The sequence below is a fragment of the Aeromonas sp. s10 genome (assembly GCF_040907975.1).
In the GTDB taxonomy this organism is placed as follows: Bacteria; Pseudomonadota; Gammaproteobacteria; order Enterobacterales; family Aeromonadaceae; genus Aeromonas; species Aeromonas caviae.
Genome location: NZ_JBFOCV010000043.1, coordinates 76,920 through 97,375, shown reverse-complemented (window position 1 = coordinate 97,375; position 20,456 = coordinate 76,920). Strand labels below are relative to the sequence as shown.

Here is a 20,456-nt window from a genome sequence, read left to right as displayed (position 1 = left end):
GCGTCATGGCAGGAGCCGCAGACGGTCAGCCTCGGGCCCTAGAGCAGGAACAGGGTCGCCAGCCCCAGGAAGATGAAGAAGCCGCCGGTGTCGGTGATGGCGGTGATCATCACGCTGGCCCCCACCGCCGGGTCGCGCCCCAGCCGGCTCATGGTCATGGGGATGATGACCCCCATCAGGGCCGCCACCAGCAGGTTGAGGATCATGGCGAGCGTCATCACGCCCCCCAGCGCCGCATCCTGATAGAGCAGGAAGGTGGCGATGCCCATGATGCCGCCCCACACCAGGCCGTTGATCAGGGCCACCCCCAGCTCGCGCCACAGCAGGAAGGAGACGTTGCCTGTCTGGATGTGCTGCAGCGCCAGCGCCCGCACTATCATGGTGATGGTCTGGTTGCCGGTGTTGCCGCCGATCCCGGCGACGATGGGCATCAGGGCCGCCAGTGCCACCAGCTGGGAGATGGTGTGCTCGAACAGGCCGATCACCCGCGATGCCACGAAGGCGGTGCAGAGGTTGATGGCGAGCCAGGCCCAGCGGGTCTTGACCGCCTTGGAGACGGGGGCGAACACGTCTTCTTCCTCGCTGATCCCCCCCATCCGGCGCAGATCGGTGTCGCTCTCTTCATAGACCAGATCCACCACCTCGGCGACGGTGAGCCGGCCCATCAGCTTGCCCCTGGCATCCACCACGGCGGCGGAGACCAGGTCGTCCCGCTCGAAGGTGCGGGCGGCGGCCTCGTCGTTGTCTTCCGGATCGAAGGTGACCGGATCCTTCTCCATCGCGTCGCTCACCAGGGTCTCGGGCTTGTGCAGCAGCACGGCGGTGAGGGGTAGCTCCCCCTGCAGCCGGTTGCGCCGATCGGTGACAAACAGCTTGTCGGTGTTCTCGGGGATCTGGCCGCGCAGGCGCAGATAGCGCTGGACGGTGGCCAGGGTCACGTCGGGCCGCACCGTGATGAGCTCGAAGTCCATCATGGCGCCGACCGTGTGCTTGCCGTAGCGGATCACCTCCCGCACCTTGTCCCTGTCCACCGGCGCCATGGAGGTGAGCAGCCGCCCCATCAGGTTGCGGGGCAGGTGCTGGCCCAGGTAGATCTGGTCGTCGATGTCGAGGGTGCTCAGGGCGTGCAGGAGTTCTTTGTCGCTCATGCCGCTGATGAGGCTGTCCCACACCGTCTCCGACGCTTCCACCAGGATCTGGCCGTGCTTGTCTGCATCCACTTGCTGCCACAGCACGTGGCGCTCGTCCGGCGGCAGGGACTCCAGCGCATCGGCGATATCGGCGGCGGGCAGGCTGTTGACCAGCCGGGTCAGCTCGCTGGTCTGGTCCCGCAGCTCTGCGTCCTGCTCCCCTTGCGGGTCGAGCAGGCTCTCGGTGAGGGCATCATCAGCCAGCAGCAGCGTGAGGATGCGGGCTCTGTCGTGTTCACGCTGTTTGGCGCTGTTCTTGGGGGGGAGGGACATGAAGCAGAATTCCTGAATTCGGTGATCCGGCGGACAGTCCCCATAGGATACCAGACTCAAAACAAGAGGTTATGACAGTAAATGCAGAAAAAGAAACGCCACCCGAGGGTGGCGTTGGAATGGATGCAGCGATCAGGCCGAAGCCAGGGCCGCGTCTGTGGCGCCTCCTTGCCCGAACCAGGCAAGCTGGTCCGCCAGGGTCACCACCGAACCCACCATGATGAGGGCCGGGCTCTCGACCCCCACCGCCAGCGCGGGCAACTGATCGAGGGTGCCGCGAATGACCCGCTGGCAGGGCTGGGTGCCGCGCTCGATTAGCGCCACCGGGGTGTTGCTCGCCTTGCCGTGAGCCAGCAACTGCTCGCGGATGGTGGCGCAGGAGGAGAGCCCCATATAGAACACCAGCGTCTGCTTGTCCTTGGCCAGCAGCGGCCAGTCGAGATCCCGGGCGCCTCCCTTGCCGTGGGCGGTGACGAAGCGAACACTCTGGGCGTGATCGCGGTGGGTGAGCGGAATGCCGGCGTAGGCGGCGCAGCCGCTGGCTGCGGTGATGCCGGGCACCACCTGAAAACCGATGCCGCTGCCGACCAGCGTCTCCAGCTCCTCGCCGCCACGGCCGAAGATGAAGGGGTCACCCCCCTTCAGCCGCACCACCCGCTGCCCCTTCTGCGCCTCCTCCAGCAAGAGCTGGTTGATCCCCTCCTGCGGCACGCAGTGGTTGCCTGCCTGCTTGCCGACGAAGATGCGCTTGGCGTCGCGGCGTACCAGCGCCATCACCTCGTCGGAGACCAGCCGGTCATAGACCACCACGTCCGCCTGCTGCATCTGGCGCAGGGCGTGCAGGGTGAGCAGGCCCGGATCGCCGGGGCCGGCTCCCACCAGCACCACTTCGCCACTGGAGTGGCTTTCATCGGCAAACAGGCTGTCGGCCAGCTGATTGGCAGAGGCGCTATCGCCCCGTGCCAGCGCCTGACCGAGCCGATCCGCCCCGAGCAGCCGCTCCCAGAAGCGGCGCCGTTCCCCCATGCTGGCGAAGCGGGCCTTGACCCGCTCCCGCAGGCTGCCGGCGAAGGCCGCCACGGCGCCCAGATGCTGGGGCAGCAGGGCTTCGAGTTTTTCCCGCAGCAAGCGGGCCAGCACCGGCGCCTTGCCGCCGGAGGAGATGGCCACCATCAGCGGTGAGCGGTCGATGATCGACGGCATGATGAAGCTGGAGCGTTTCGGGTCATCCACCACGTTGGCAAAGATCCGCGCCCGGTTGGCGCTCTGGTAGACCAGCGCATTCACCTCGCGCCGATCGGTGGCGGCCACCACCAGCCACTTGCCCGCCAGTTGCTGCGGCGCGAATTCACCGGCCAGCCACTCGATGCTGCCGTTGGCAGCCAGTTCCGCCAGCTCGGGGTCGAGCTCGGGCGCGACCACGGTGAGCTGGGCACCGGCATCCAGCAGCAGGCGCGCCTTGCGCTCCGCCACCTCGCCGCCGCCGACCAGCAGCACGGGTTTGTTGTCGAGTCGGCAAAAGATGGGCAAGTAGTCCATGGGGCCTCCTGATCAGGCGGTTCGGGTCTGGTTGGCGGTGCTGGTGGTGTCGCTCACCGCGACCGGGCGCTCAGCCTTGGGGGTGGCATACCAGTAGCCGAGGCCCATAAAGAGGGCGCCGGAGACGGTGTTGCCCAGCGTCACCCACAGCAGGTTGTGGCCGATGCCGCTCAGGGTGTAGGCCTCCGAGTGGGCGCCAAACCAGGAGAGGGCGAACAGGGTCATGTTGGCGACCGAGTGCTCGTAGCCGGAGGCGATAAAGGCGAGCAGGCACCACCAGATGGCGATGAACTTGGCGGCACCCTCGGTGCGCAGCGCCATCCAGATGGCGAGGCAGACCAGCCAGTTGCAGAGGATCCCCTTCATAAACAGGGTCAGCGCCGGTGCCTGGGTCTTGGCCAGCGCCACCTTGTGGGCCAGACTGCCTGCGTCCGGCAGCAGGCTGCCGCCGTAGGAGTAGATGAGCGCCACCACGATGGAGCCAATCAGGTTGCCCGCCCAGGTCTGCGGCAGGATGCGCAGCAGGTCGGCCATGGTGATCTTGCCCGTCTTCACCCCGAAGGTGAGGAACATGGTGTGGCCGGTAAACAGCTCGGAGCCGGCGATGACAACTAAGGTCAGGGCGATGCCGAAGGTGGCCCCCATCACCAGCGGACGGATGGCGGGATCCACCAGGTTGCCCAGGGTGAAGATGAGGATGATGCCAAGGCCAACATAGGCCCCCGCCATGGCCGAGCTGAGCCAGAAGCCGAGCTTGTCGCTGCGCTCGAAGCGATTGATGCGGGCCGCGTTGGCGGCGCACTTGTTGATGGTTTCGGTATACATCTTTGTTTCCTTCAAGAGGGCCGCCCGCGGGCAGCCCTGACTGTTTTTTAACCCCCTCCCTGCCTCCCCCTTGTCAAGGGGGAGGGGCTTTTTGCTCCCTCTCCTGTGAAGGGGAGGGCCGGGGTGGGGTCTGGTGTTAGACGGCGACCCAGACCTGCTGGTCGCGCACTTCAACGGGGTAGCTCTGCACCGACATCTCAGGGTTGTCGAAACAGTGGCCGTCGCTCAGGCGAAAGCGCTGCTTCTTGAGCGGGCTGGCCACCCAGAGCTCGCCGTCGTGTTCGCAAATCAGGCCCCGCGACAGCACGTTGGCGGTGAAGAAGGGATCCCGGTTGTCGATGGCGAACACCTCGGCGGCCGCGCTCGGGCGGAACAGAGCGATCTGACGACCCTCGATCAGAGCGCAGACGCCGGTGCCCGGCAGGATATCGTTGAGTTGGCAGGCAAGTTTCATCGCTTAATCTCCACCTCGAGTTGGATGGACTGGCTATCGAGCAGGGCGCAAACGTCCATGCAGCCCATCAGGATGCCGTTGGGTTGGCAGGCTAATTTCATCATTTGGTTTCCACCTCGATCTGGTAGATGGGGATGCGCTCGGCCGGGGTCGCCGGTCTGTGCTGGTCGCGCTCGGCGACGAACTGAACGTCCGGATCGCGCTTGTCGTTGTTGATGAAGTGGCTGAAACGCTTGAGCGCTTCCTCTTCGTTGAGGGTGCGCGACCATTCGCACTCGTAGCTGTCGATGAGGGTCTGGATATCGCGCTCTAGCGTCTCGGCCAGCCCCAGCTTGTCATCGACGATCACCTCGCGCAGATAGTCGACGCCCCCTTCCAGGTTGCCGAGCCAGACCGAGGTGCGCTGCAGTTTGTCGGCGCTGGTGACGTAGAACATCATGAAGCGGTCGATCAGCTTGATCAGGGTCTCGCGGTCGAGGTCGGACGCCAGCAGGTCGGCGTGGCGCGGCTTCATGCCGCCGTTGCCGCCCACATAGAGGTTCCAGCCAGCATCGGTGGCGATGATGCCGACGTCCTTGCCCTGGGCTTCCGCACATTCGCGGGTACAGCCGGAGACGCCGAACTTCATCTTGTGCGGGGTGCGAATGCCCTTGTAGCGGTTCTCGAGGAAGACCCCGAGGCCGACGCTGTCCTGCACGCCGAAGCGGCACCAAGTGCTGCCGACGCAGGTTTTGGCCATGCGCAGCGCCTTGGCGTAGGCCTGACCGGTCTCGAATCCGGCCGCCAGCAGCTTGCGCCAGATGGCAGGCAGATCATCCTTCTGGGCCCCGAACAGGCCGATGCGCTGGGCGCCGGTGATCTTGGTGTAGAGCTTGTAGTCGCGGGCCACTTCGGCCACCGCCAGCAGCCCTTCCGGGGTCACTTCACCACCGGCCATGCGCGGGATGACGGAGTAGCTGCCGTCTTTTTGCATGTTGCCGAGGAAGATGTCGTTGGTGTCCTGCAGCTGGGTGTTGAGCGGGCTCAGCACATGCTCGTTCCAGCAGGAGGCGAGGATGGAGCCGACGGTCGGTTTGCACACCTCGCAGCCATAGCCCTGACCGTGTTTGGCCAGCAGCTCGTCGAAGCTCTTGATCCCCTCCACCTTGACCAGATGGAACAGCTCCTGACGGGAGTGGGGGAAGTGGGCGCAGAGGTGGTTGTTGACCTCGATGCCCTGCTTCACCAGCTCGGCGTTGAGCACCTGGCTGATGAGGGGCACGCAGCCGCCGCAGCCGGTGCCGGCCTTGGTGTGCTGCTTGATGGCTGCCAGGGTGGTGTGGCCCTCGGCCACCGCCTTGGCGATGTCGCCCTTGGAGACGTCGAAGCAGGAGCAGATCTGGGCGCTCTCCGGCAGGGCATCCACCCCCAGCGTCGGCTTGGCACCGGCGTAGGCGGGCAGGATCAGGGTGTCCGGGTGGCTCGGCAGCGGCAGGGCGTTGAGCATCATCGGCAGCAGGTTGCCGTAATCTTCCACGTCACCCACCAGCACGGCGCCGAGCAATCGGCTGTTGTCTTCGCTCACCACGATTTTCTTGTAGACGCCGGCCTGATCGTCCTGAAACACATAGCTGTGGCTGCCCGGGGTGCGGCCGTGGGCATCACCGATGGAGCCGACGGAGACGCCGAGCAGCTTGAGCTTGGCGCTCATGTCCGCCCCCTCGAAACGGCTGTCGCCGCCGAGCAGATGGTCGACGGTGATCTGGGCCATCTTGTAGCCCGGCGCCACCAGCCCGAAGAAGCGGCCCTGCCAGGCGGCGCACTCGCCGATGGCATAGATGTCGGGGTCTGAGGTGAGGCAGTGATCGTCGATGACGATGCCGCCGCGCTCGGCGATGGCGAGATCACCGTAACGGCCCAGGGTATCTTGCGGTCGAATGCCGGTGGAGAAGACCACCACGTCCACTTCCAGCTGGCTGCCGTCAGCGAAGGCGAGGCGGTGTTTCGCCTGCTCGCCGCCATGCATCAGGATCTCGCTGGTGCTCTTGCTGGTGTGTACCTGCACGCCCATGGATTCAATCTTGCGGCGCAGCAGCTGGCCGCCCTGACCGTCGAGCTGCTCGGCCATCAGCACAGGAGCAAACTCCACCACGTGGGTCTCGAGACCCAACGCCTTGAGGGCACCGGCGGCTTCGAGGCCAAGCAGACCGCCCCCGATCACCACCCCGCTCTTGCCGCTCTTGGCGGCGCTGCGGATGGCTTTCAGATCCTCGATGGTGCGATAGACGAAGCACTCATGGTGCTGGCTGCCCTGGATGGGCGGCACCCAGGGGTAGGAACCGGTGGCCAGCACCAGCTTGTCGTACTCGACCACAGTGCCCTTGTTGGAGTGCACTTCGCGGTTGGCCCTGTCGATTTTTTTCACCGCTTCGCCGAGCAGCAGGCGGATGCCGTGCTTGTCGTAGAAGCCGGGTTTGACGAGGGAGAGATCTTCGCTGGTGTGATGGGAGAAGTAGGAGGAGAGATGGACGCGATCGTAGGCGGGACGGGGTTCTGCACCGAAGACGGTGATCTCGTAGCGGCCCGGATCGGCCCGCTCGATCAGCTCTTCGATGAAGCGGTGCCCCACCATGCCGTTGCCCACAACGACCAGTCTGACTTTGCTCATAGTTGCCTCAAGTTTGGAGTAATAAAACATCATTCTGGGGCTAGGCTACCCAGTCGGCAGGGGTGGGCGATTGATGCAAATCAAGTGTCTATTTATATATCTCCTCAGGGGTAATTCGAGAAAATTCAATACTATACAAAAATAGGTATGCCAGTTGATTATTTCTGGGCTGGCTCGGGGTGAGGAATGGTGGAGGGAAAGCCCGGTTTACCAACTGCCGGGGAGTGAAAACTTCTGTCGGAAAAAGACCGGTCTCGCACTGGCGAGACCGGTATCAATGGGCATCAGCTGAGCAAGGTGGCGAGTCAGACGATATGGCGGCGGAACATGGCGAGCGCCAGCGACAGGGTGACGCCGGCGATGGCGAGCAGGGGCCAGATCAGGGGCCAGGCCGCCGACCAGCCGAACCCCTTGAGAAAGACCCCCTTGAGCAGCACGATGAAGTGGGTGAGGGGGTCGATGGCCGCCAGCCACTGGAACACCTGCGGCATATTCTCCACCGGTGAGATGTAGCCCGAGAGGATCACCGCCGGGACGGTGAAGGAGAAGACCCCGAGAAACGCCTGCTGCTGGGTTGAGCAGAACGACGAGATGAAGAGCCCGATCCCGGCCAGTGCCAGCCCGTAGCAGACCATGCCCGCCATCAGCAGGCTGAGGCTGCCGGCAAAGGGGAGGTGAAAGACAAAACGGGCGGCCAGCGCGACTATGCACCCTTGTCCCACCGCCACCATGATGCCGGGCACCGCCTTGCCCGCCATGATCCAGCCTGCGGTGAGGGGCGAGACCAGCAGCTGATCGAAGGTGCCCTCTTCCCGCTCCCGCGCCACCGAGAGGGCGGTGACAATCAGACAGCCGGTGGTGGTGATGATGGCCACCAGGGCCGGCAGGATATGCCAGTGGAACTCGACGTTGGGGTTGTAGAGGTTGCGTACCGCCAGCTCGGGTTGCCCCTTGCCCTCACTTTGCCAGCGGGCGATCACCTGACTGATGTAGCCCGCCGCTACCTGACCGCCGTTGGAGCGGCGTCCGTCGATGATCAACTGCACCTTGGCCGGTTCGCCCCGCGCCAGCCGGCGCGAGAAATCCCCCGGAATAATCAGCCCGAGCAGCGCCCGTTGCCCGGTGATGGCCTCGGTCATGCCCGCCTCGCCCTGCACCGGAATGATGGTGGTGAAGGCGGGCATATGGGTGAGGCGCTCCAGCAGCTCGCGGCTCTGGGCGCCGCCATCCTGGTTGTAAATGGCCAGCGTGTTGCCGGTAACCTCCAGAGTGGCGGCGAACGGGAAGAGGGCGGTTTGCAGCAGCACCGGCATGATGAGCAGAAAGCGCCCCTGGGTATTGCCCATCAGGGCCTGCAGCTCTTTTCGGATCAGCCACCAGAGTCGGATCAGCATGGGTTACTCCAGAGTGCGCCGCGTCTTGCGGGCGGTCAGGGCCAGCCAGAAACCGGCCAGCAGCAGCAGACAGAAACCGTTGACCAGCAGGATCGAGAATACGCTGCCCGCCTGATAGAGGGTCTGCAAGGAGCTCGCGAAATAGCGGGCCGGAATGAGGTGGGTGATGGCCCGAAGCCAAGGCGGCATGCTGGCGATCTCGAACACGAAGCCCGACAGCATCACCGCGGGCAGAAACGCAGCGATCAGCGCCGCCTGCGCGGCGTTGAACTGGCTGCGCATCACGGTGGAGAGAAACAACCCGAGCCCGAGGGCGCTGCCGAGAAAGACGCTGGTGACCAGAAAGAGCAGCAGCAGGGAGCCGCGCCACGGCACCGCCATCACCGCCACCGAGAAGAGCAGGCAGAGCAGCATGGCGATGATGCCAAGGCCATAGTAGGGCAGCAGCTTGGAGAGCAGCAGCTCCCCCTTGGTGACCGGGGTGGCGAGCAGCGCCTCCATGGTGCCGCGCTCCCACTCCCGCGCCACCACCAGCGAGGTGAGCAGGGCGCCTATGATGGTCATTACCACCGCAATGGAGCCAGGCACCAGAAAGTTGCGGCTCACCAGCGCCGGGTTGAACCAGGCGCGGCTCTCTATCGACACCGGCATGGCGACCCCCTCGCCAGCGAGCCACCCCTGCCAGATCCCCTGCACATAGTTGGTGACGAAGTTGGCGGTGTTGGGCTCGGAGCCGTCGGTCAGCAGCAGCGCCTGCGGCGTGCCATTGCCCTGACCGGCCAGCGCGCGGGAGAAGCCGTCATCGATCACCAGAAGGCCGCGGATCTCGCCACGGGCCAGACTGGCGAGCAGGGACTCCTTGCTCGGCCCGCTGTGGATCTCCAGCGCGGTAGAGCCGCGCAGGGCCTGCTCCAGCCGCACTGCCGGGGCGCCGCTGTCGGTGCGCCAGATGCCGAGGCGCAGATGGTCCACATCCAGATTGATGGCGTAACCCATCACCACCAGCAGCACCACCGGCATGATGAAGGCGATGAGGATGCTGCTCGGGTCACGGACGATTTGCAGCATCTCCTTGCGACACAGGGCCAGCAGTCGCCGACGGTTGATGCTCATGCGTCCTCCTCGCTGGCCCGCTCGACCAGGGTGATAAAGGCCTCTTCCATTGTTGGCAAAGAACAGGTCGGCAAGGAGCCGGTTGGCAAAGAGGTCGCCGCCTCTTTGGCGGCCAGCCCCTTGAGATCGTCCGGGGTGCCGAGGGCCAGCAGCTTGCCGCGATAGATGAGGGCAATGCGGTCGCAATACTCCGCCTCATCCATAAAGTGGGTGGTGACCAGCACGGTGACGCCGTGGTCGGCCAGCGCGTTGATGTGCGACCAGAACTCGCGCCGGGTCACCGGATCGACCCCGGAGGTGGGCTCGTCGAGGAACAGCAGCGGCGGCTCGTGCAGCAGGGCGCAGGCGAGCGATAAGCGCTGGCGCAGGCCGAGGGGCAGGGATTCCGCCTTCTGATCGAGCCAGGGGGCGAGGGCAAAGGCAGTCACCATGGCATCGATCCGCGTCTGCTGGTGGCGGCCGAACAGGCCGTAGATACCGGCGAAGAAGGAGAGGTTCTGGGCCACGGTGAGCTGCTTGTAGAGGGAGAACTTCTGCGCCATGTAGCCGAGGCGCTGGCGTGCCGCCGAGGGGCTGTGGGCCAGATCGATGCCGGTCACCAGCGCCTGCCCCTCGCTCGGGCGCAGCAGGCCGCACTCCATCTTGAAGGTGGTGGACTTGCCCGCCCCGTTGGGGCCGAGCAGGCCGAAGATCTCGCCGCGGCGCACCGCAAAGCTGACGTCATCGGTGGCGGCAAAATCGCCGAAGCGCTTGGTGAGGTGGCGCGCCTCGATCACCGCCTCGGGGGAGACCCCCTGCGGCAGTTCCGCTTCCCGCATCCCGGCTGCCAGACTCGACTCACCGCCGGGGCTGCCCCCCAGCAGATCGATAAAGGCATCCTCCAGCCGGGGCTGGGCCGGTTGAAAGGCGCCGTTGGCCAACTGCAGCTCCGGGAGCGGCGGGGGCGTCATGCCCGGGTGCAGCAGCAGGCGAACCCGCTCCCCCGCCACCGCGCCATCCATCACCGCCCGGTGAGCCAGTGCCCGGCGCAGCAGGGCGCGTCGCTCGCGGCCATCCAGCTGCCCCGCCTCCAGCAGCCAGCAGCGGCTGGCCATGGCCCCCATCAGATCGGCCGGCGTGCCGCTGGTGCGCACCTCGCCATCCGCCATCAGCAGCACGTGGTCGCACAGCTCCGCCTCATCGAGATAGGCGGTACTCCAGAGCACCGTCATCCCCCCTTTGGCCAGCTCGCGCACCATCTGCCAGAGGGCGCGGCGGGAGATGGGATCAACCCCGACCCCAGGTTCGTCGAGCAGCAGCACATCCGGGGTGCCGAGCAGGGCGCAGGCCAGCCCGAGTTTCTGCTTCATCCCGCCAGAGAGCTTGCCTGCCGGCCTTGCGGTGAAGCGGGCGAGATCGGTGAAGGCGAGCAGCCGCGCGAAGGTGGGCGTGCGTTCGGGCTCCAGTACGCCGCGCAAGTCAGCGTAGAGGGTGAGGTTCTCCAGCACGCTGAGATCCTCGTAGAGGCCGAACTGCTGGGGCATGTAACCGAGGCGCTGGCGCAGCAGATCCCCCTCGTTCACCGGATCCAGCCCCAGCACCCGGATGGTGCCCGCTTCGGGGATCAGCAGACCGGCCAGCAGGCGCAGCAAAGTGCTCTTGCCCGCGCCGTCGGGGCCGACCAGCCCGGTGATGCCACCAGCCGGAATGGTGGCCGAGATGGCGTTGAGGGCGACCCGCTCGCCAAAGCGTTTGGTGAGCCCCTCGAGGGAGATGGCGCAGCTCATGGCGCCAACCTGACGGTGACCGGCATCCCCTGGCGCAGGGCCGGGTCGGGATCCTGCACCACGATGCGCAGCCGGTAGACGAGGTGGGTGCGAAGATCCGGCGTCTCCACCGATTTCGGGGTGAACTCGGCGGTCGGCGAGACAAATCCCACCACCCCGTGATAGGGCTTGTCCGGCCGCGAGTCGGTGGTGAGGGTCACTTTGGCGCCGCTCGGGAAGTGGCCGAGCCAGGGCTCCTCCACATAGGCGCGCACCCAGACCGGTGCGGTCAGGGAGAGGTTGAAGGCGGTCGCTCCGCTCTGCACCATGCTGCCGTTCTCGATGGCGCGGCTGATGATGATGCCGTCGCTGGGGGCGGTCAGGTTGGCATCTGCCAGCGCCAGCTCGGCACTGGCGAGCGCCGCTTTGGCCCCTTCCAGCTGGGCATCGGATTGGGCAATTTCTTCCGGGCGATAGCCGGTTTCGAGCTGGGCGAGCTGTTCGCGGGCGGAGCGTACCTGCGCCTGGGTTTGGTCTCGCTGGGAGCGGGCGGTATCGAGCTGACCGCGGGAGATGGCGCCGGTGGCTGCCAATGCGCTCTGGCGGCGCCACTGCTGGTCGGCTTCCAGCGCAGCGGCCTCGGCTGCGGCCAGTGCGGCCCGGGCGCGGTCGGTCTCTTCGCTGCGATAGCCTTTGTGGATCAGGGCGTTGGCGGCAGTGAGTGCAGCCAGATTGGCGCGAGCGCTGTCGCGGCTGTGGGTGAGGGGAGCCGGATCCAGGCGTGCCAGCAGTTGACCGGCTTTTACGCTATCTCCCTCATCGACCTGCACCTGATCGACGCGGCCGCCGACCCGAAAGGCCAGATTGACGTCGCGAATATCGACGTTGCCGTAGAGGATGGAGCCGTCGGCCGGGCGCCCCTGCCACCAGAGGTAGCCACCGATAACGGTTAGCAGCAGGGCCAGGATTGCAATGCGTTGTTTCATGCCGTTTCTCCTTCCTTGATGTCGGTGGGGAGCAGGCCGCGCAGGGCCCATACCAGCCGCTGTCTGGCGGCCTCGGGGTTGTCTATCTGGCTGAGAAAAGGGGCGGCCTGTTCGGGCAGCCAGCCGAGCTGGCGACCGCTGCCGGCGATCACCAGCGGCAGGCCGACCGACCCCATGATGAAGATCATCAGCTGGAGCGGGTGACCCGCGACCAGCGACCCTTCCGCCTGTGCCATCCGTACCTGTTCGATCAGCAGCAGGGGGTGACGGCGCGGCAGGCTGAGCAGAAAGCGCTGGGCCGCCCCTTCACCCGCCAGGGCATCGCCAAACAGGTGGTTGATGAAGCCGCGCTGGCGGGCCACCAGCCCGATCAGCGCCTCCATGGTCGCCTCGAACATGGCGATGGCAGAGGAGTAGGAGCCTTTGGCTGCCACCGCCTTGAGCTCGTCATAGAGGGGGGCGTACCAGAGCTCGACCAACTCGTCGATAAAGGCGTCGCGGTTGCCGAAGTGGTAGACGAAGGAGCCGAGGTTCACCTCGGCCGCCGCCGCCAGCTCGCGCACCGTCAGGCCGCGCAGCCCCTTCTCGGTGGCGATGGCGAGGCCGGTATCGAGCAGTTTCTGACGGGTGGGGTGCATCTGGCTGGTGCTCCTGGTGTATGCATTTTGTACGCAATTATACGTCCGTATAAAAAATGCGGAAGCGGGCGACAGGATCTTTTTGCTCGCAATGTGATCCGCCCCGCTCTGAGGGGCCGTGATCCCCGTCCGGCAGGGGGAAGGATCCATCGCTTGTGCCCAAGCCACGGGCATGTCGGTGTGACGGGGTGGTGACAGGCGCTTCTGGTCCCGGGTGCGGGTGCCCGGGCCACAAGAGGCTGGTGATGGAGCCGGGAGCTGCCTGACCCGGATCAGGGGGTGTCGGTGGCCTCGGTGTGATAGGGGGGCCGGGCACAGGTGTCCCGTATCAGGGCGCGCAGCCAGCGGTGGGCCGGATCGGCATCCTGACTGGGGTGCCAGAGCAGGGCGACCCGGATCCCTGGCAGAGCGAAGGGCAGGGGCAGGGTGACCAGATCGCCGAGCAGGCTGGCGCAGTGCAGGTGCGGCACCGTCGCCACCAGATTGCTCTCCCTGACCAGGGCCAGCGCCGTCGCAAACCCGGGGACCAGGGTAGTGATGGTGCGCCGCCTCCCCTGGCCTGCGAGGATCTCGTCGATGGGGCTGTGAGGCTGGCCCCGGCGGGAGACCAGCACGTGGCGTGCGGCGGCATAGCGCGCCACGGTCAGGGTGCCGTCGCAGAGGGGGTGGTCCGGGTGCACCACGGCGACGAAGTGGTCCTGGAACAGGGCCTGGGTGCGCAGCTCGGGGGCCGTGGTGGCGCCGATGACCCCGGTCTCGAAGTCCAGCTCGCCACGGCGCAGGGGGCCGCTCTCCTTGTCGGGTTTGGCCAGAAAGTGCAGCCGCACCCCGGGGGCCTCGACGGCAAGGCGCGCCAGCAGGGCGGGGCCTACCGCCTCCACGAAGCCGTCACTGGATCGCAGGCGGAAGGTGCGCTCCAGGCTCGCCGGGTCTACTTCCTGCTGGGGGCGCAGCACGGCCCGGGTCTCCTGAACCAGGCGGGCGACCTCATCCCGCAGGATCTGCGCCCGGGGGGTGGGGATCAGGCCGCGTCCCGCCCGCACGAGCAGCGGATCCCCCGTGGTCTCCCGCAGCCTTGCCAGGGCCCGGCTCATGGCGGAAGCACTCAGGCCTAGCCGTTTGGCAGCGCCCGCCACACTGCACTCTTCCAGCAGGGCATCCAGGGTGATCAGCAGGTTGAAATCCGGGGTCATGGTCGTCTCCTCGCAGGCGGCGCCTGACGGGCCGACTCCTTCATGATACGCGAGTTGCCGTCTCTTCATATGGCGTCTGGTGCAACTATAAGCTGCAATCCGTGCGTCTTCCGCCTTGTCATCCCCCCCGCTAGCCTGGGTGCATCATCACTTGCCGGAGAGACTGCCATGTCCACACCACTTCTTGTTTCCCCTCCCGTGACGCGCCGTCTCGGTCTCGCGGGGCTCGGGCTCGCCACCCTGCTGCCCATGCTGGCGGGCAGCATGGCCAACCTGGTGCTGCCTGCCCTGGGGCAGGACTTCGGCGTGCCCTTCGCCAGCCTGCAATGGGTGCTGGTGGCCTACCTGCTTGGGATCACCAGTCTGACGGTGGTGGCGGGCCGGCTCGGGGATCGTCTGGGGCGGCGTCGCCTGCTGCTCTGGGGGACCGGGGTCTTTGCGCTGGCTTCCCTGCTGTGCGCCCTGGCCCCTTCCATCGGCTGGCTCATTGCCGCTCGCACCCTGCAAGGGGCGGGTGCGGCCTGCATGCTGGTGCTCTCGCTGGCCATGGCAGGAGAGCTGGTGCCGCCAGCCCGACGGGGCTGGAGCATGGGATTGCTCGGCACCCTGTCGGCCTGCGGCACGGCGCTCGGCCCCTCCTTTGGCGGCCTGTTGATCGGCGGATTTGGCTGGCAGGCTCCCTTCCTGCTGCTGCTCCCCCTGACGTTGCTTGCGCTGGGGTGTGCCTGGCGGGATCTGCCCCGGGATGAGGCGGGCTCTGCCGAGGGAGGCCTCCCGCTCACCAGTCTGTTGCTGCTGGTGACGGCGCTGCTCTGCTACGGGCTGGCACTGACCCGGGGCAGCCCGCTCGGGGTCTGGCCGGGGACAGGGGCGCTCGTCGCCATAGCGCTCTTCGTGCGTGCCGACTCGGGCGCCCGTCGCCCCCTGCTGCCCTTGGCGCTGTTGGGGGCGTCCAGGCGAAGAGGCGGGATCATCGCCAGTGCGCTGGTGGCCAGCGTCATGGTGGCGACGCTGCTGATCGGTCCTTTCTACCTGCACGGCGCCTTTGCCCTCGACATGGGGACGGTGGGGCTGATGATCTCCATGGGCCCCCTGCTGGCGGCGCTGTCCGGCATGCCCGCTGGCTGGTTGGTGGACAGGGTGGGGGCAACCCCTGTGGTGCGCCTCGGCCTGGGGCTCATGGTGGTGGCCGCCGTCTTGCTGGCCCTGCTGGACAGGGCGCTCGGGTCCCTCGGCTACCTGCTGCCCATCCTGCTGCTCACCGCCGGTTATGCCCTGTTCCAGACCGCCAACAACAGCGCCGTGGTGGGGGAGGCGGAGGGGGCGAGCCGTGGCGCCGTGGCCGGGCTGCTGACCCTGTCGCGCAACCTGGGCCAGCTCACGGGGGCGGCGGGGCTGGGGGGCCTGTTCGCCGCCCTGGTAGGGCGGCCCGATCTCGCCCTCGCGACGGCGGACGAGCTGGCGTTTGCCACCCGGGTCACCTTCGCCCTGACGGCCTTGTTGCTGATGAGTGTGCTCTGGTTGGCGGGAAGGGAGGAGCGTGCCGTGCAGGGTGATGTGGCCCGGGACGGCTGCGAGTCGGGAGAACGCTGAAAACGAAGACGCCTCCACAGAGGAGGCGTCTTGCTATGGGATTGAGCAGGATAGTAAACCGCTCGGATCCTCGTTATCGATCAACCTGTTACAGAATGAAGCGGCTCAGATCCTCGTCTTCAATCAGCTTGCCGAGGTGGGCGTTGACGTAGTCGGTGTTGATGACGAAGGTCTCGCCTGACTTCTCGGAGGCGTCATAGGAGATGTCTTCCATCAGCCGCTCCATCACGGTGTGCAGACGACGGGCGCCGATGTTCTCGGTGCGCTCGTTGACCTGCCAGGCCGCTTCGGCCAGACGGCGGATACCATCCTGGGTGAACTCGATGTTGACCCCTTCGGTGGCCATCAGCGCCTTGTACTGATCGGTCAGGGAGGCGTTCGGCTCGGTCAGGATGCGCTCGAAGTCTTCGGTGGTCAGGGCGGTCAGCTCGACCCGGATCGGCAGACGGCCCTGCAGCTCGGGGATGAGGTCGGACGGCTTGGCGATCTGGAAGGCACCGGAGGCGACAAACAGGATGTGATCGGTCTTGACCATGCCATGCTTGGTGTTGACGGTGCAGCCCTCGACCAGCGGCAGCAGGTCGCGCTGAACCCCTTCACGGGAAACGTCCGGGCCCGAGCTCTCGCCGCGCTTGCAGATCTTGTCGATCTCGTCGAGGAAGACGATGCCGTTGTTCTCGACGGAGGCGATGGCCTTCTGCTTCAGCTCTTCCGGGTTGACCAGGCGGGCCGCTTCCTCTTCGATCAGCGCCTTCATGGCCTCCTTGACCTTGATCTTGCGCTTCTTCTTCTGGTTCTGGCCCAGGTTCTGGAACAGCCCCTGCAACTGGTTGGCCATCTCTTCCATGCCCGGCGGGGTCATGATTTCGACACCCATGGGGGAGGCGGCCAGATCCAGCTCGATCTCCTTGTCATCCAGCTGACCTTCCCGCAGTTTCTTGCGGAAAATCTGGCGGGTGTTGGAGTTGTCGGCTTTCTCTTCCTCACCCCAGCTGTTGCGCGGGTTGGGCAGCAGGGCGTCGAGGATGCGCTCTTCGGCAGCTTCCTCGGCGCGGAATTTCATCTTCTCCATCTCGGTCTCGCGCACCAGCTTGATGGCGACATCGGTCAGATCGCGGATGATGCTGTCCACTTCCTTGCCCACATAGCCCACTTCGGTGAACTTGGTCGCTTCCACCTTGATGAAGGGGGCGTTGGCCAGCTTGGCCAGGCGACGGGCGATCTCGGTCTTGCCGACGCCGGTGGGGCCTATCATCAGGATGTTCTTAGGGGTCACCTCGTGGCGCATCTCCTCGGAGAGCTGCATCCGGCGCCAGCGGTTGCGCAGGGCGACGGCGACCGCGCGCTTGGCGTCGGCCTGACCAATGATGTGTCTGTCCAGCTCGTGGACGATTTCTCTCGGGGTCATCTCGGACATGATGGCGTTCCTGTATCCGGGGCGGGCAGGGCCCACCCCTTGGAAAATGGGGTTTGGCTGGCGGCCTTATTTGGCAGCCCTATTTCGCCGGCTTATTTGGCTGAATAATCCAGCACTTCGATGGTGTGGTTGCCGTTGGTGAAGACGCAGATGTCGCCCGCAATCTTGAGGGACTTCTCGACAATGCTCTTGGCGTCGAGCTCGGTGTTCTCCAGCAGGGCGATGGCGGCGGACTGGGCGAAGTTGCCGCCGCTGCCGATGGCGATGAGATCGTGCTCCGGCTGCACCACGTCACCGTTGCCGGTGATGATGAAGGATTTGTGCTCGTCGGCGACGGCCAGCAGCGCCTCGAGGCGGCGCAGTGCGCGATCGGTGCGCCAGTCCTTGGCCAGCGCCACGGCGGCGCGCTCCAGATTGCCCTGATGGGCCTGCAGTTTGGCTTCGAAGCGCTCGAGCAGGGTGAAGGCGTCGGCGGTGCCGCCGGCGAAACCAGCCAGTACCTTGCCGTTGTAGAGGCGATGAACCTTGCGGGCGTTGCCCTTCATGACGGTGTTGCCAAGAGAAACCTGGCCATCGCCACCGATGACGACCTGACCGTTGCGGCGAACTGAAACTATGGTAGTCACTTTACTTACCTCGCTTGAGCCGAATGACGGCCTGACTGTGCATGGAGGAAAAGATGGGGATGGCAAAACGGCTTTTCAAGCCTGTGCCGAGCACGGATCGCGGAGGAGGGATCGGGTGGGCGCGGGATGGCGCCAAAAGAAACAGGGCCGGGTGTTGCCACCCGGCCCTGTGCATGGACGCGGCGATCACCCCTTCTTGGGGATGCAGCCGCTGATGCCCGAGCCCTGCAGCTTGCGGTTGGCCGCGTCGGCCGCCGCCTTGCCGTTGAAGGGGCCCACCATCACCTTGTAGACGGCGCCACCGGCCCCGTTCACTACCTGCAGGCTGGAGGAGAGCCCGGCGGTGAAGGCGATGCGCGCCTTGAGGGATTCTGCGGAATCCTGGGAGCGCAGGGCGGCACACTGCATCATGTAGCGACCGCCGTCGGCGGCTGCGGTCTGTGCAGTCTGGGTCGCCGCCTTGGCCCTGGCGGCCTCGGCACGCTCCCGCTCCAGTTCGGCGCGGATCTCCCGCTCCATCCGCTCACGCTCGGCCTTCTGGTCGATCACCTGCTCCCGGGCGCTGGCGACCGGGGCACCGGTGGCCGGCTTGGCCGGTTGCACCGGTTGCGGCTGATAGGGCTTCACCTGACCGATGGGGGTTCCCGGCTGGGGGATGTCGGTCGCAACCGGCTTGGGCAGTGCCTCCGGTTGCAGGGTCATGGTCTCGGCGGGCGGGGGCGGCAGCACGCCCGGCTGGGGCGGCGGCTCTATGATGTCCACCTGCTTGTTCTCCAGCCGCTCGATGTAGCTCCACTTCTCTTGGGGCAGGGTATTGCCCTGTGCCTTGGGTTTGTTGGCCTTCACCTGCTCTTCGATGGTGGGGGCATCGGCGCCCTTGCCGTTGATGAGGTAGAGGAAGGCGCCGAAACCGACGACCAGGGCCCCGGCCAGCAGTGCCGGGATAACAGGAAAGCGGCGAGGGGCCGCTTTCTTGATGTTACGGCCACCCGCCCGTCGTCTCGGGCTGTTGCCGACGTAATCCCGGGTCGCCATCTATTACATGCGCTCCAGGGTGTGGATGCCCAGCACGCCCAGGCCCAGCTTGAGCACCTTGGCGGTGGCGGCGCACAGCAGCAGACGGCTCTGGCGGGTCGCCTCGTCCACGCCGTCCTTGTTGATCGGGCAGGCTTCGTAGAAGGTCATGAAGTTGCCGGAGAGCTCGTACAGATAGGTACAGAGCAGGTGCGGCATCCCCTTGTCCGCCACGCCGTTGACCGCGTCGGAGAACTGGATCAGCTTCTGGGCCAGGGTCTCTTCGGCGTCTTCGCTCAGGACCACCTTGCCGCTCAGGGTATCGGCATCGACGCCGGCCTTGCGGAAGATGGACTGGATACGGGTGTAGGCGTATTGCAGGTAGGGGGCGGTGTTGCCTTCAAACGACAGCATCAGATCCCAGTCGAAGATGTAGTCGGTGGTGCGGTTCTTGGAGAGATCCGCATACTTGACCGCACCCATGGCGATGGCGTGTACCACCTGGGCCTTCTCTTCGGCAGAGAGGTCGCTGTTGCGGCTCTCCAGCAGGGCGCTGGCGCGCTCTTCCGCTTCGTTCAGCAGGTCGACCAGCTTGACGGTGCCGCCGGAGCGGGTCTTGTAGGGACGGCCGTCCTTGCCCAGCATCATGCCGAAGGCGTGGTGCTCGAGGGGCACGGACTCCGGCACATAGCCGGCCTTGCGAGTGATGGTCCAGGCCTGCATCAGGTGCTGGTGCTGACGGGAGTCGATGAAGTACATGACCCGGTCGGCGCCCAGGTTCTCGTAACGGTATTTGGCGCAGGCGATGTCGGTGGTGGTGTAGAGGAAACCGCCGTCGCTCTTCTGGATGATGACGCCCATGGGCTCGCCATCCTTGTTCTTGAACTCGTCCAGGAAGACCACGGTGGCCCCTTCGCTCTCGACTGCCAGCCCCTTGGCTTTCAGGTCGGCAACGATCTGCGGCAGCATGTCGTTGTACATGGACTCGCCCATGATGTCCTTGTTGGACAGGGAGATGTTCAGACGGTCGTAGTTGCGCTGGTTCTGCTCCATGGTCATGTCGACCAGCTTCTTCCACATGGTGCGGCAGTACTCATCGCCACCCTGCAGTTTCACCACGTAGTTGCGGGCGCGCTCGGCGAAGGCTTCGTCTTCGTCGTAGTGACGCTTGGCTTGGGTGTAGAAGGCTTCCAGGTCCTTGAGCTCCATGTCGGAGGCGTGCTCGTTGGCCATCTTCTCCAGATAGGCGATCAGCATGCCGAACTGGGTGCCCCAGTCGCCGATGTGGTTGGCTCGCACCACCTTGTGGCCCAGGAATTCGAGGGCGCGGGCGGCCACGTCACCGAGCACGGTGGAGCGGATGTGGTGCACCGCCATCTCCTTGGCCACGTTGGGGGCGGAGTAGTCCACCACCACGGTCTGCGGCGCCGGCAGCTTCACGTTGGCGTTGTCGGAGGTCACCATGGCTTCCACCTGACCGGTCAGCCAGCTCGGGTCGAAGAAGAAGTTGATGAAGCCGGGGCCGGCGATCTCGACCTTGGCGATCAGATCGGAGGCGGGCAGGTGCTCGATGATGGCAGCGGCCAGCTCGCGGGGATTCTTGCGGGCCGGTTTGGCCAGCAGCATGGCCAGGTTGGTGGCCAGGTCGCCGTGAGCCTTCTCCTTGCATCGGTCTACTTGCACCCGGGCTTCCAGGTCGGCGGGCAGGACGCCTGCGGACTTGAGATTGGCTACCGTTTGTTCAAGTAGATGATGAATATGCTCTTTCATAACTGACCACCGAGGTTGCGCGTCGAAAAGTGACTGACT

16 protein-coding genes are annotated in these 20,456 nt (G+C 65.7%); 1 reads left to right on the top strand and 15 read right to left on the bottom strand.

The window, feature by feature from the left end:
* Positions 1–38: 38 nt before the first annotated feature.
* From mgtE to AB5Y59_RS16215, 11 genes are all read right to left on the bottom strand, one after another.
* On the bottom strand, positions 39–1,463 hold the full coding sequence (gene mgtE, locus AB5Y59_RS16265; RefSeq protein WP_045522860.1) for a magnesium transporter: 1,425 nt from the start codon (positions 1,461–1,463) through the stop codon (positions 39–41).
* Between the two features lie 132 nt (positions 1,464–1,595).
* The gene (cysG, locus tag AB5Y59_RS16260) at positions 1,596–3,002 is read right to left on the bottom strand and encodes a siroheme synthase CysG (protein WP_368212352.1); all 1,407 of its coding nucleotides are present in this window, start codon (positions 3,000–3,002) and stop codon (positions 1,596–1,598) included.
* Positions 3,003–3,014: 12 nt separating this feature from the next.
* The gene (gene nirC / locus AB5Y59_RS16255; RefSeq protein ID WP_368212350.1) at positions 3,015–3,827 is read right to left on the bottom strand and encodes a nitrite transporter NirC; all 813 of its coding nucleotides are present in this window, start codon (positions 3,825–3,827) and stop codon (positions 3,015–3,017) included.
* Positions 3,828–3,963: 136 nt separating this feature from the next.
* Positions 3,964–4,281 (bottom strand): nitrite reductase small subunit NirD, encoded by a 318-nt coding sequence (gene nirD / locus AB5Y59_RS16250; protein WP_201888826.1) that lies wholly within the window; start codon positions 4,279–4,281, stop codon positions 3,964–3,966.
* Positions 4,282–4,381: 100 nt separating this feature from the next.
* Entirely contained in the window at positions 4,382–6,928 is a 2,547-nt protein-coding gene (gene nirB / locus AB5Y59_RS16245) for a nitrite reductase large subunit NirB (RefSeq protein ID WP_368212349.1), read from the bottom strand.
* 305 nt (positions 6,929–7,233) lie between these two features.
* On the bottom strand, positions 7,234–8,322 hold the full coding sequence (locus AB5Y59_RS16240; RefSeq protein WP_368212347.1) for an ABC transporter permease: 1,089 nt from the start codon (positions 8,320–8,322) through the stop codon (positions 7,234–7,236).
* 3 nt (positions 8,323–8,325) lie between these two features.
* Positions 8,326–9,435, bottom strand: coding sequence for an ABC transporter permease (locus tag AB5Y59_RS16235; RefSeq protein ID WP_368212346.1), 1,110 nt, complete (start codon positions 9,433–9,435; stop codon positions 8,326–8,328).
* Positions 9,432–11,201: an ATP-binding cassette domain-containing protein gene (locus tag AB5Y59_RS16230; protein ID WP_368212344.1), complete on the bottom strand. Its 1,770-nt coding sequence runs from the start codon at positions 11,199–11,201 to the stop codon at positions 9,432–9,434. The genes AB5Y59_RS16235 and AB5Y59_RS16230 overlap by 4 nt, the downstream gene beginning before the upstream one ends.
* Positions 11,198–12,166 (bottom strand): secretion protein HlyD, encoded by a 969-nt coding sequence (hlyD, locus tag AB5Y59_RS16225; RefSeq protein ID WP_368212342.1) that lies wholly within the window; start codon positions 12,164–12,166, stop codon positions 11,198–11,200. The genes AB5Y59_RS16230 and hlyD overlap by 4 nt, the downstream gene beginning before the upstream one ends.
* Positions 12,163–12,804 (bottom strand): TetR/AcrR family transcriptional regulator, encoded by a 642-nt coding sequence (locus tag AB5Y59_RS16220; RefSeq protein ID WP_368212340.1) that lies wholly within the window; start codon positions 12,802–12,804, stop codon positions 12,163–12,165. The genes hlyD and AB5Y59_RS16220 overlap by 4 nt, the downstream gene beginning before the upstream one ends.
* 272 nt (positions 12,805–13,076) lie before the next feature.
* A complete protein-coding gene (locus AB5Y59_RS16215) occupies positions 13,077–13,997 on the bottom strand; it encodes a LysR family transcriptional regulator (protein WP_368212338.1) in 921 nt (306 codons plus the stop codon).
* A 168-nt stretch (positions 13,998–14,165) separates the two neighbouring features.
* Between AB5Y59_RS16215 and AB5Y59_RS16210 the strand changes: the two genes are divergently transcribed.
* Entirely contained in the window at positions 14,166–15,590 is a 1,425-nt protein-coding gene (locus AB5Y59_RS16210) for an MFS transporter (RefSeq protein WP_368212336.1), read from the top strand.
* A gap of 88 nt (positions 15,591–15,678) precedes the next feature.
* On the opposite strand, the gene hslU is transcribed toward AB5Y59_RS16210, so the two are convergent.
* From hslU to argS, 4 genes are all read right to left on the bottom strand, one after another.
* Positions 15,679–17,007, bottom strand: coding sequence for an HslU--HslV peptidase ATPase subunit (gene hslU, locus AB5Y59_RS16205; protein ID WP_368212334.1), 1,329 nt, complete (start codon positions 17,005–17,007; stop codon positions 15,679–15,681).
* A 92-nt stretch (positions 17,008–17,099) separates the two neighbouring features.
* The gene (gene hslV, locus AB5Y59_RS16200) at positions 17,100–17,633 is read right to left on the bottom strand and encodes an ATP-dependent protease subunit HslV (RefSeq protein ID WP_005306539.1); all 534 of its coding nucleotides are present in this window, start codon (positions 17,631–17,633) and stop codon (positions 17,100–17,102) included.
* Positions 17,634–17,819: 186 nt separating this feature from the next.
* Entirely contained in the window at positions 17,820–18,668 is an 849-nt protein-coding gene (locus AB5Y59_RS16195; RefSeq protein ID WP_052815344.1) for an SPOR domain-containing protein, read from the bottom strand.
* Positions 18,669–18,671: 3 nt separating this feature from the next.
* Positions 18,672–20,417: an arginine--tRNA ligase gene (gene argS, locus AB5Y59_RS16190; protein WP_223953856.1), complete on the bottom strand. Its 1,746-nt coding sequence runs from the start codon at positions 20,415–20,417 to the stop codon at positions 18,672–18,674.
* Between the last annotated feature and the right edge of the window lie 39 nt (positions 20,418–20,456).

Bases quoted from the DNA above. Each gene is read 5' to 3' on its own strand.
- mgtE (WP_045522860.1), bottom strand. From the start codon at position 1,463: ATGTCCCTCCCCCCCAAGAACAGCGCCAAACAGCGTGAACACGACAGA.
- cysG (WP_368212352.1), bottom strand. From the start codon at position 3,002: ATGGACTACTTGCCCATCTTTTGCCGACTCGACAACAAACCCGTGCTG.
- nirC (WP_368212350.1), bottom strand. From the start codon at position 3,827: ATGTATACCGAAACCATCAACAAGTGCGCCGCCAACGCGGCCCGCATC.
- nirD (WP_201888826.1), bottom strand. From the start codon at position 4,281: ATGAAACTTGCCTGCCAACTCAACGATATCCTGCCGGGCACCGGCGTC.
- nirB (WP_368212349.1), bottom strand. From the start codon at position 6,928: ATGAGCAAAGTCAGACTGGTCGTTGTGGGCAACGGCATGGTGGGGCAC.
- AB5Y59_RS16240 (WP_368212347.1), bottom strand. From the start codon at position 8,322: ATGCTGATCCGACTCTGGTGGCTGATCCGAAAAGAGCTGCAGGCCCTG.
- AB5Y59_RS16235 (WP_368212346.1), bottom strand. From the start codon at position 9,435: ATGAGCATCAACCGTCGGCGACTGCTGGCCCTGTGTCGCAAGGAGATG.
- AB5Y59_RS16230 (WP_368212344.1), bottom strand. From the start codon at position 11,201: ATGAGCTGCGCCATCTCCCTCGAGGGGCTCACCAAACGCTTTGGCGAG.
- hlyD (WP_368212342.1), bottom strand. From the start codon at position 12,166: ATGAAACAACGCATTGCAATCCTGGCCCTGCTGCTAACCGTTATCGGT.
- AB5Y59_RS16220 (WP_368212340.1), bottom strand. From the start codon at position 12,804: ATGCACCCCACCCGTCAGAAACTGCTCGATACCGGCCTCGCCATCGCC.
- AB5Y59_RS16215 (WP_368212338.1), bottom strand. From the start codon at position 13,997: ATGACCCCGGATTTCAACCTGCTGATCACCCTGGATGCCCTGCTGGAA.
- AB5Y59_RS16210 (WP_368212336.1), top strand. From the start codon at position 14,166: ATGTCCACACCACTTCTTGTTTCCCCTCCCGTGACGCGCCGTCTCGGT.
- hslU (WP_368212334.1), bottom strand. From the start codon at position 17,007: ATGTCCGAGATGACCCCGAGAGAAATCGTCCACGAGCTGGACAGACAC.
- AB5Y59_RS16195 (WP_052815344.1), bottom strand. From the start codon at position 18,668: ATGGCGACCCGGGATTACGTCGGCAACAGCCCGAGACGACGGGCGGGT.
- argS (WP_223953856.1), bottom strand. From the start codon at position 20,417: ATGAAAGAGCATATTCATCATCTACTTGAACAAACGGTAGCCAATCTC.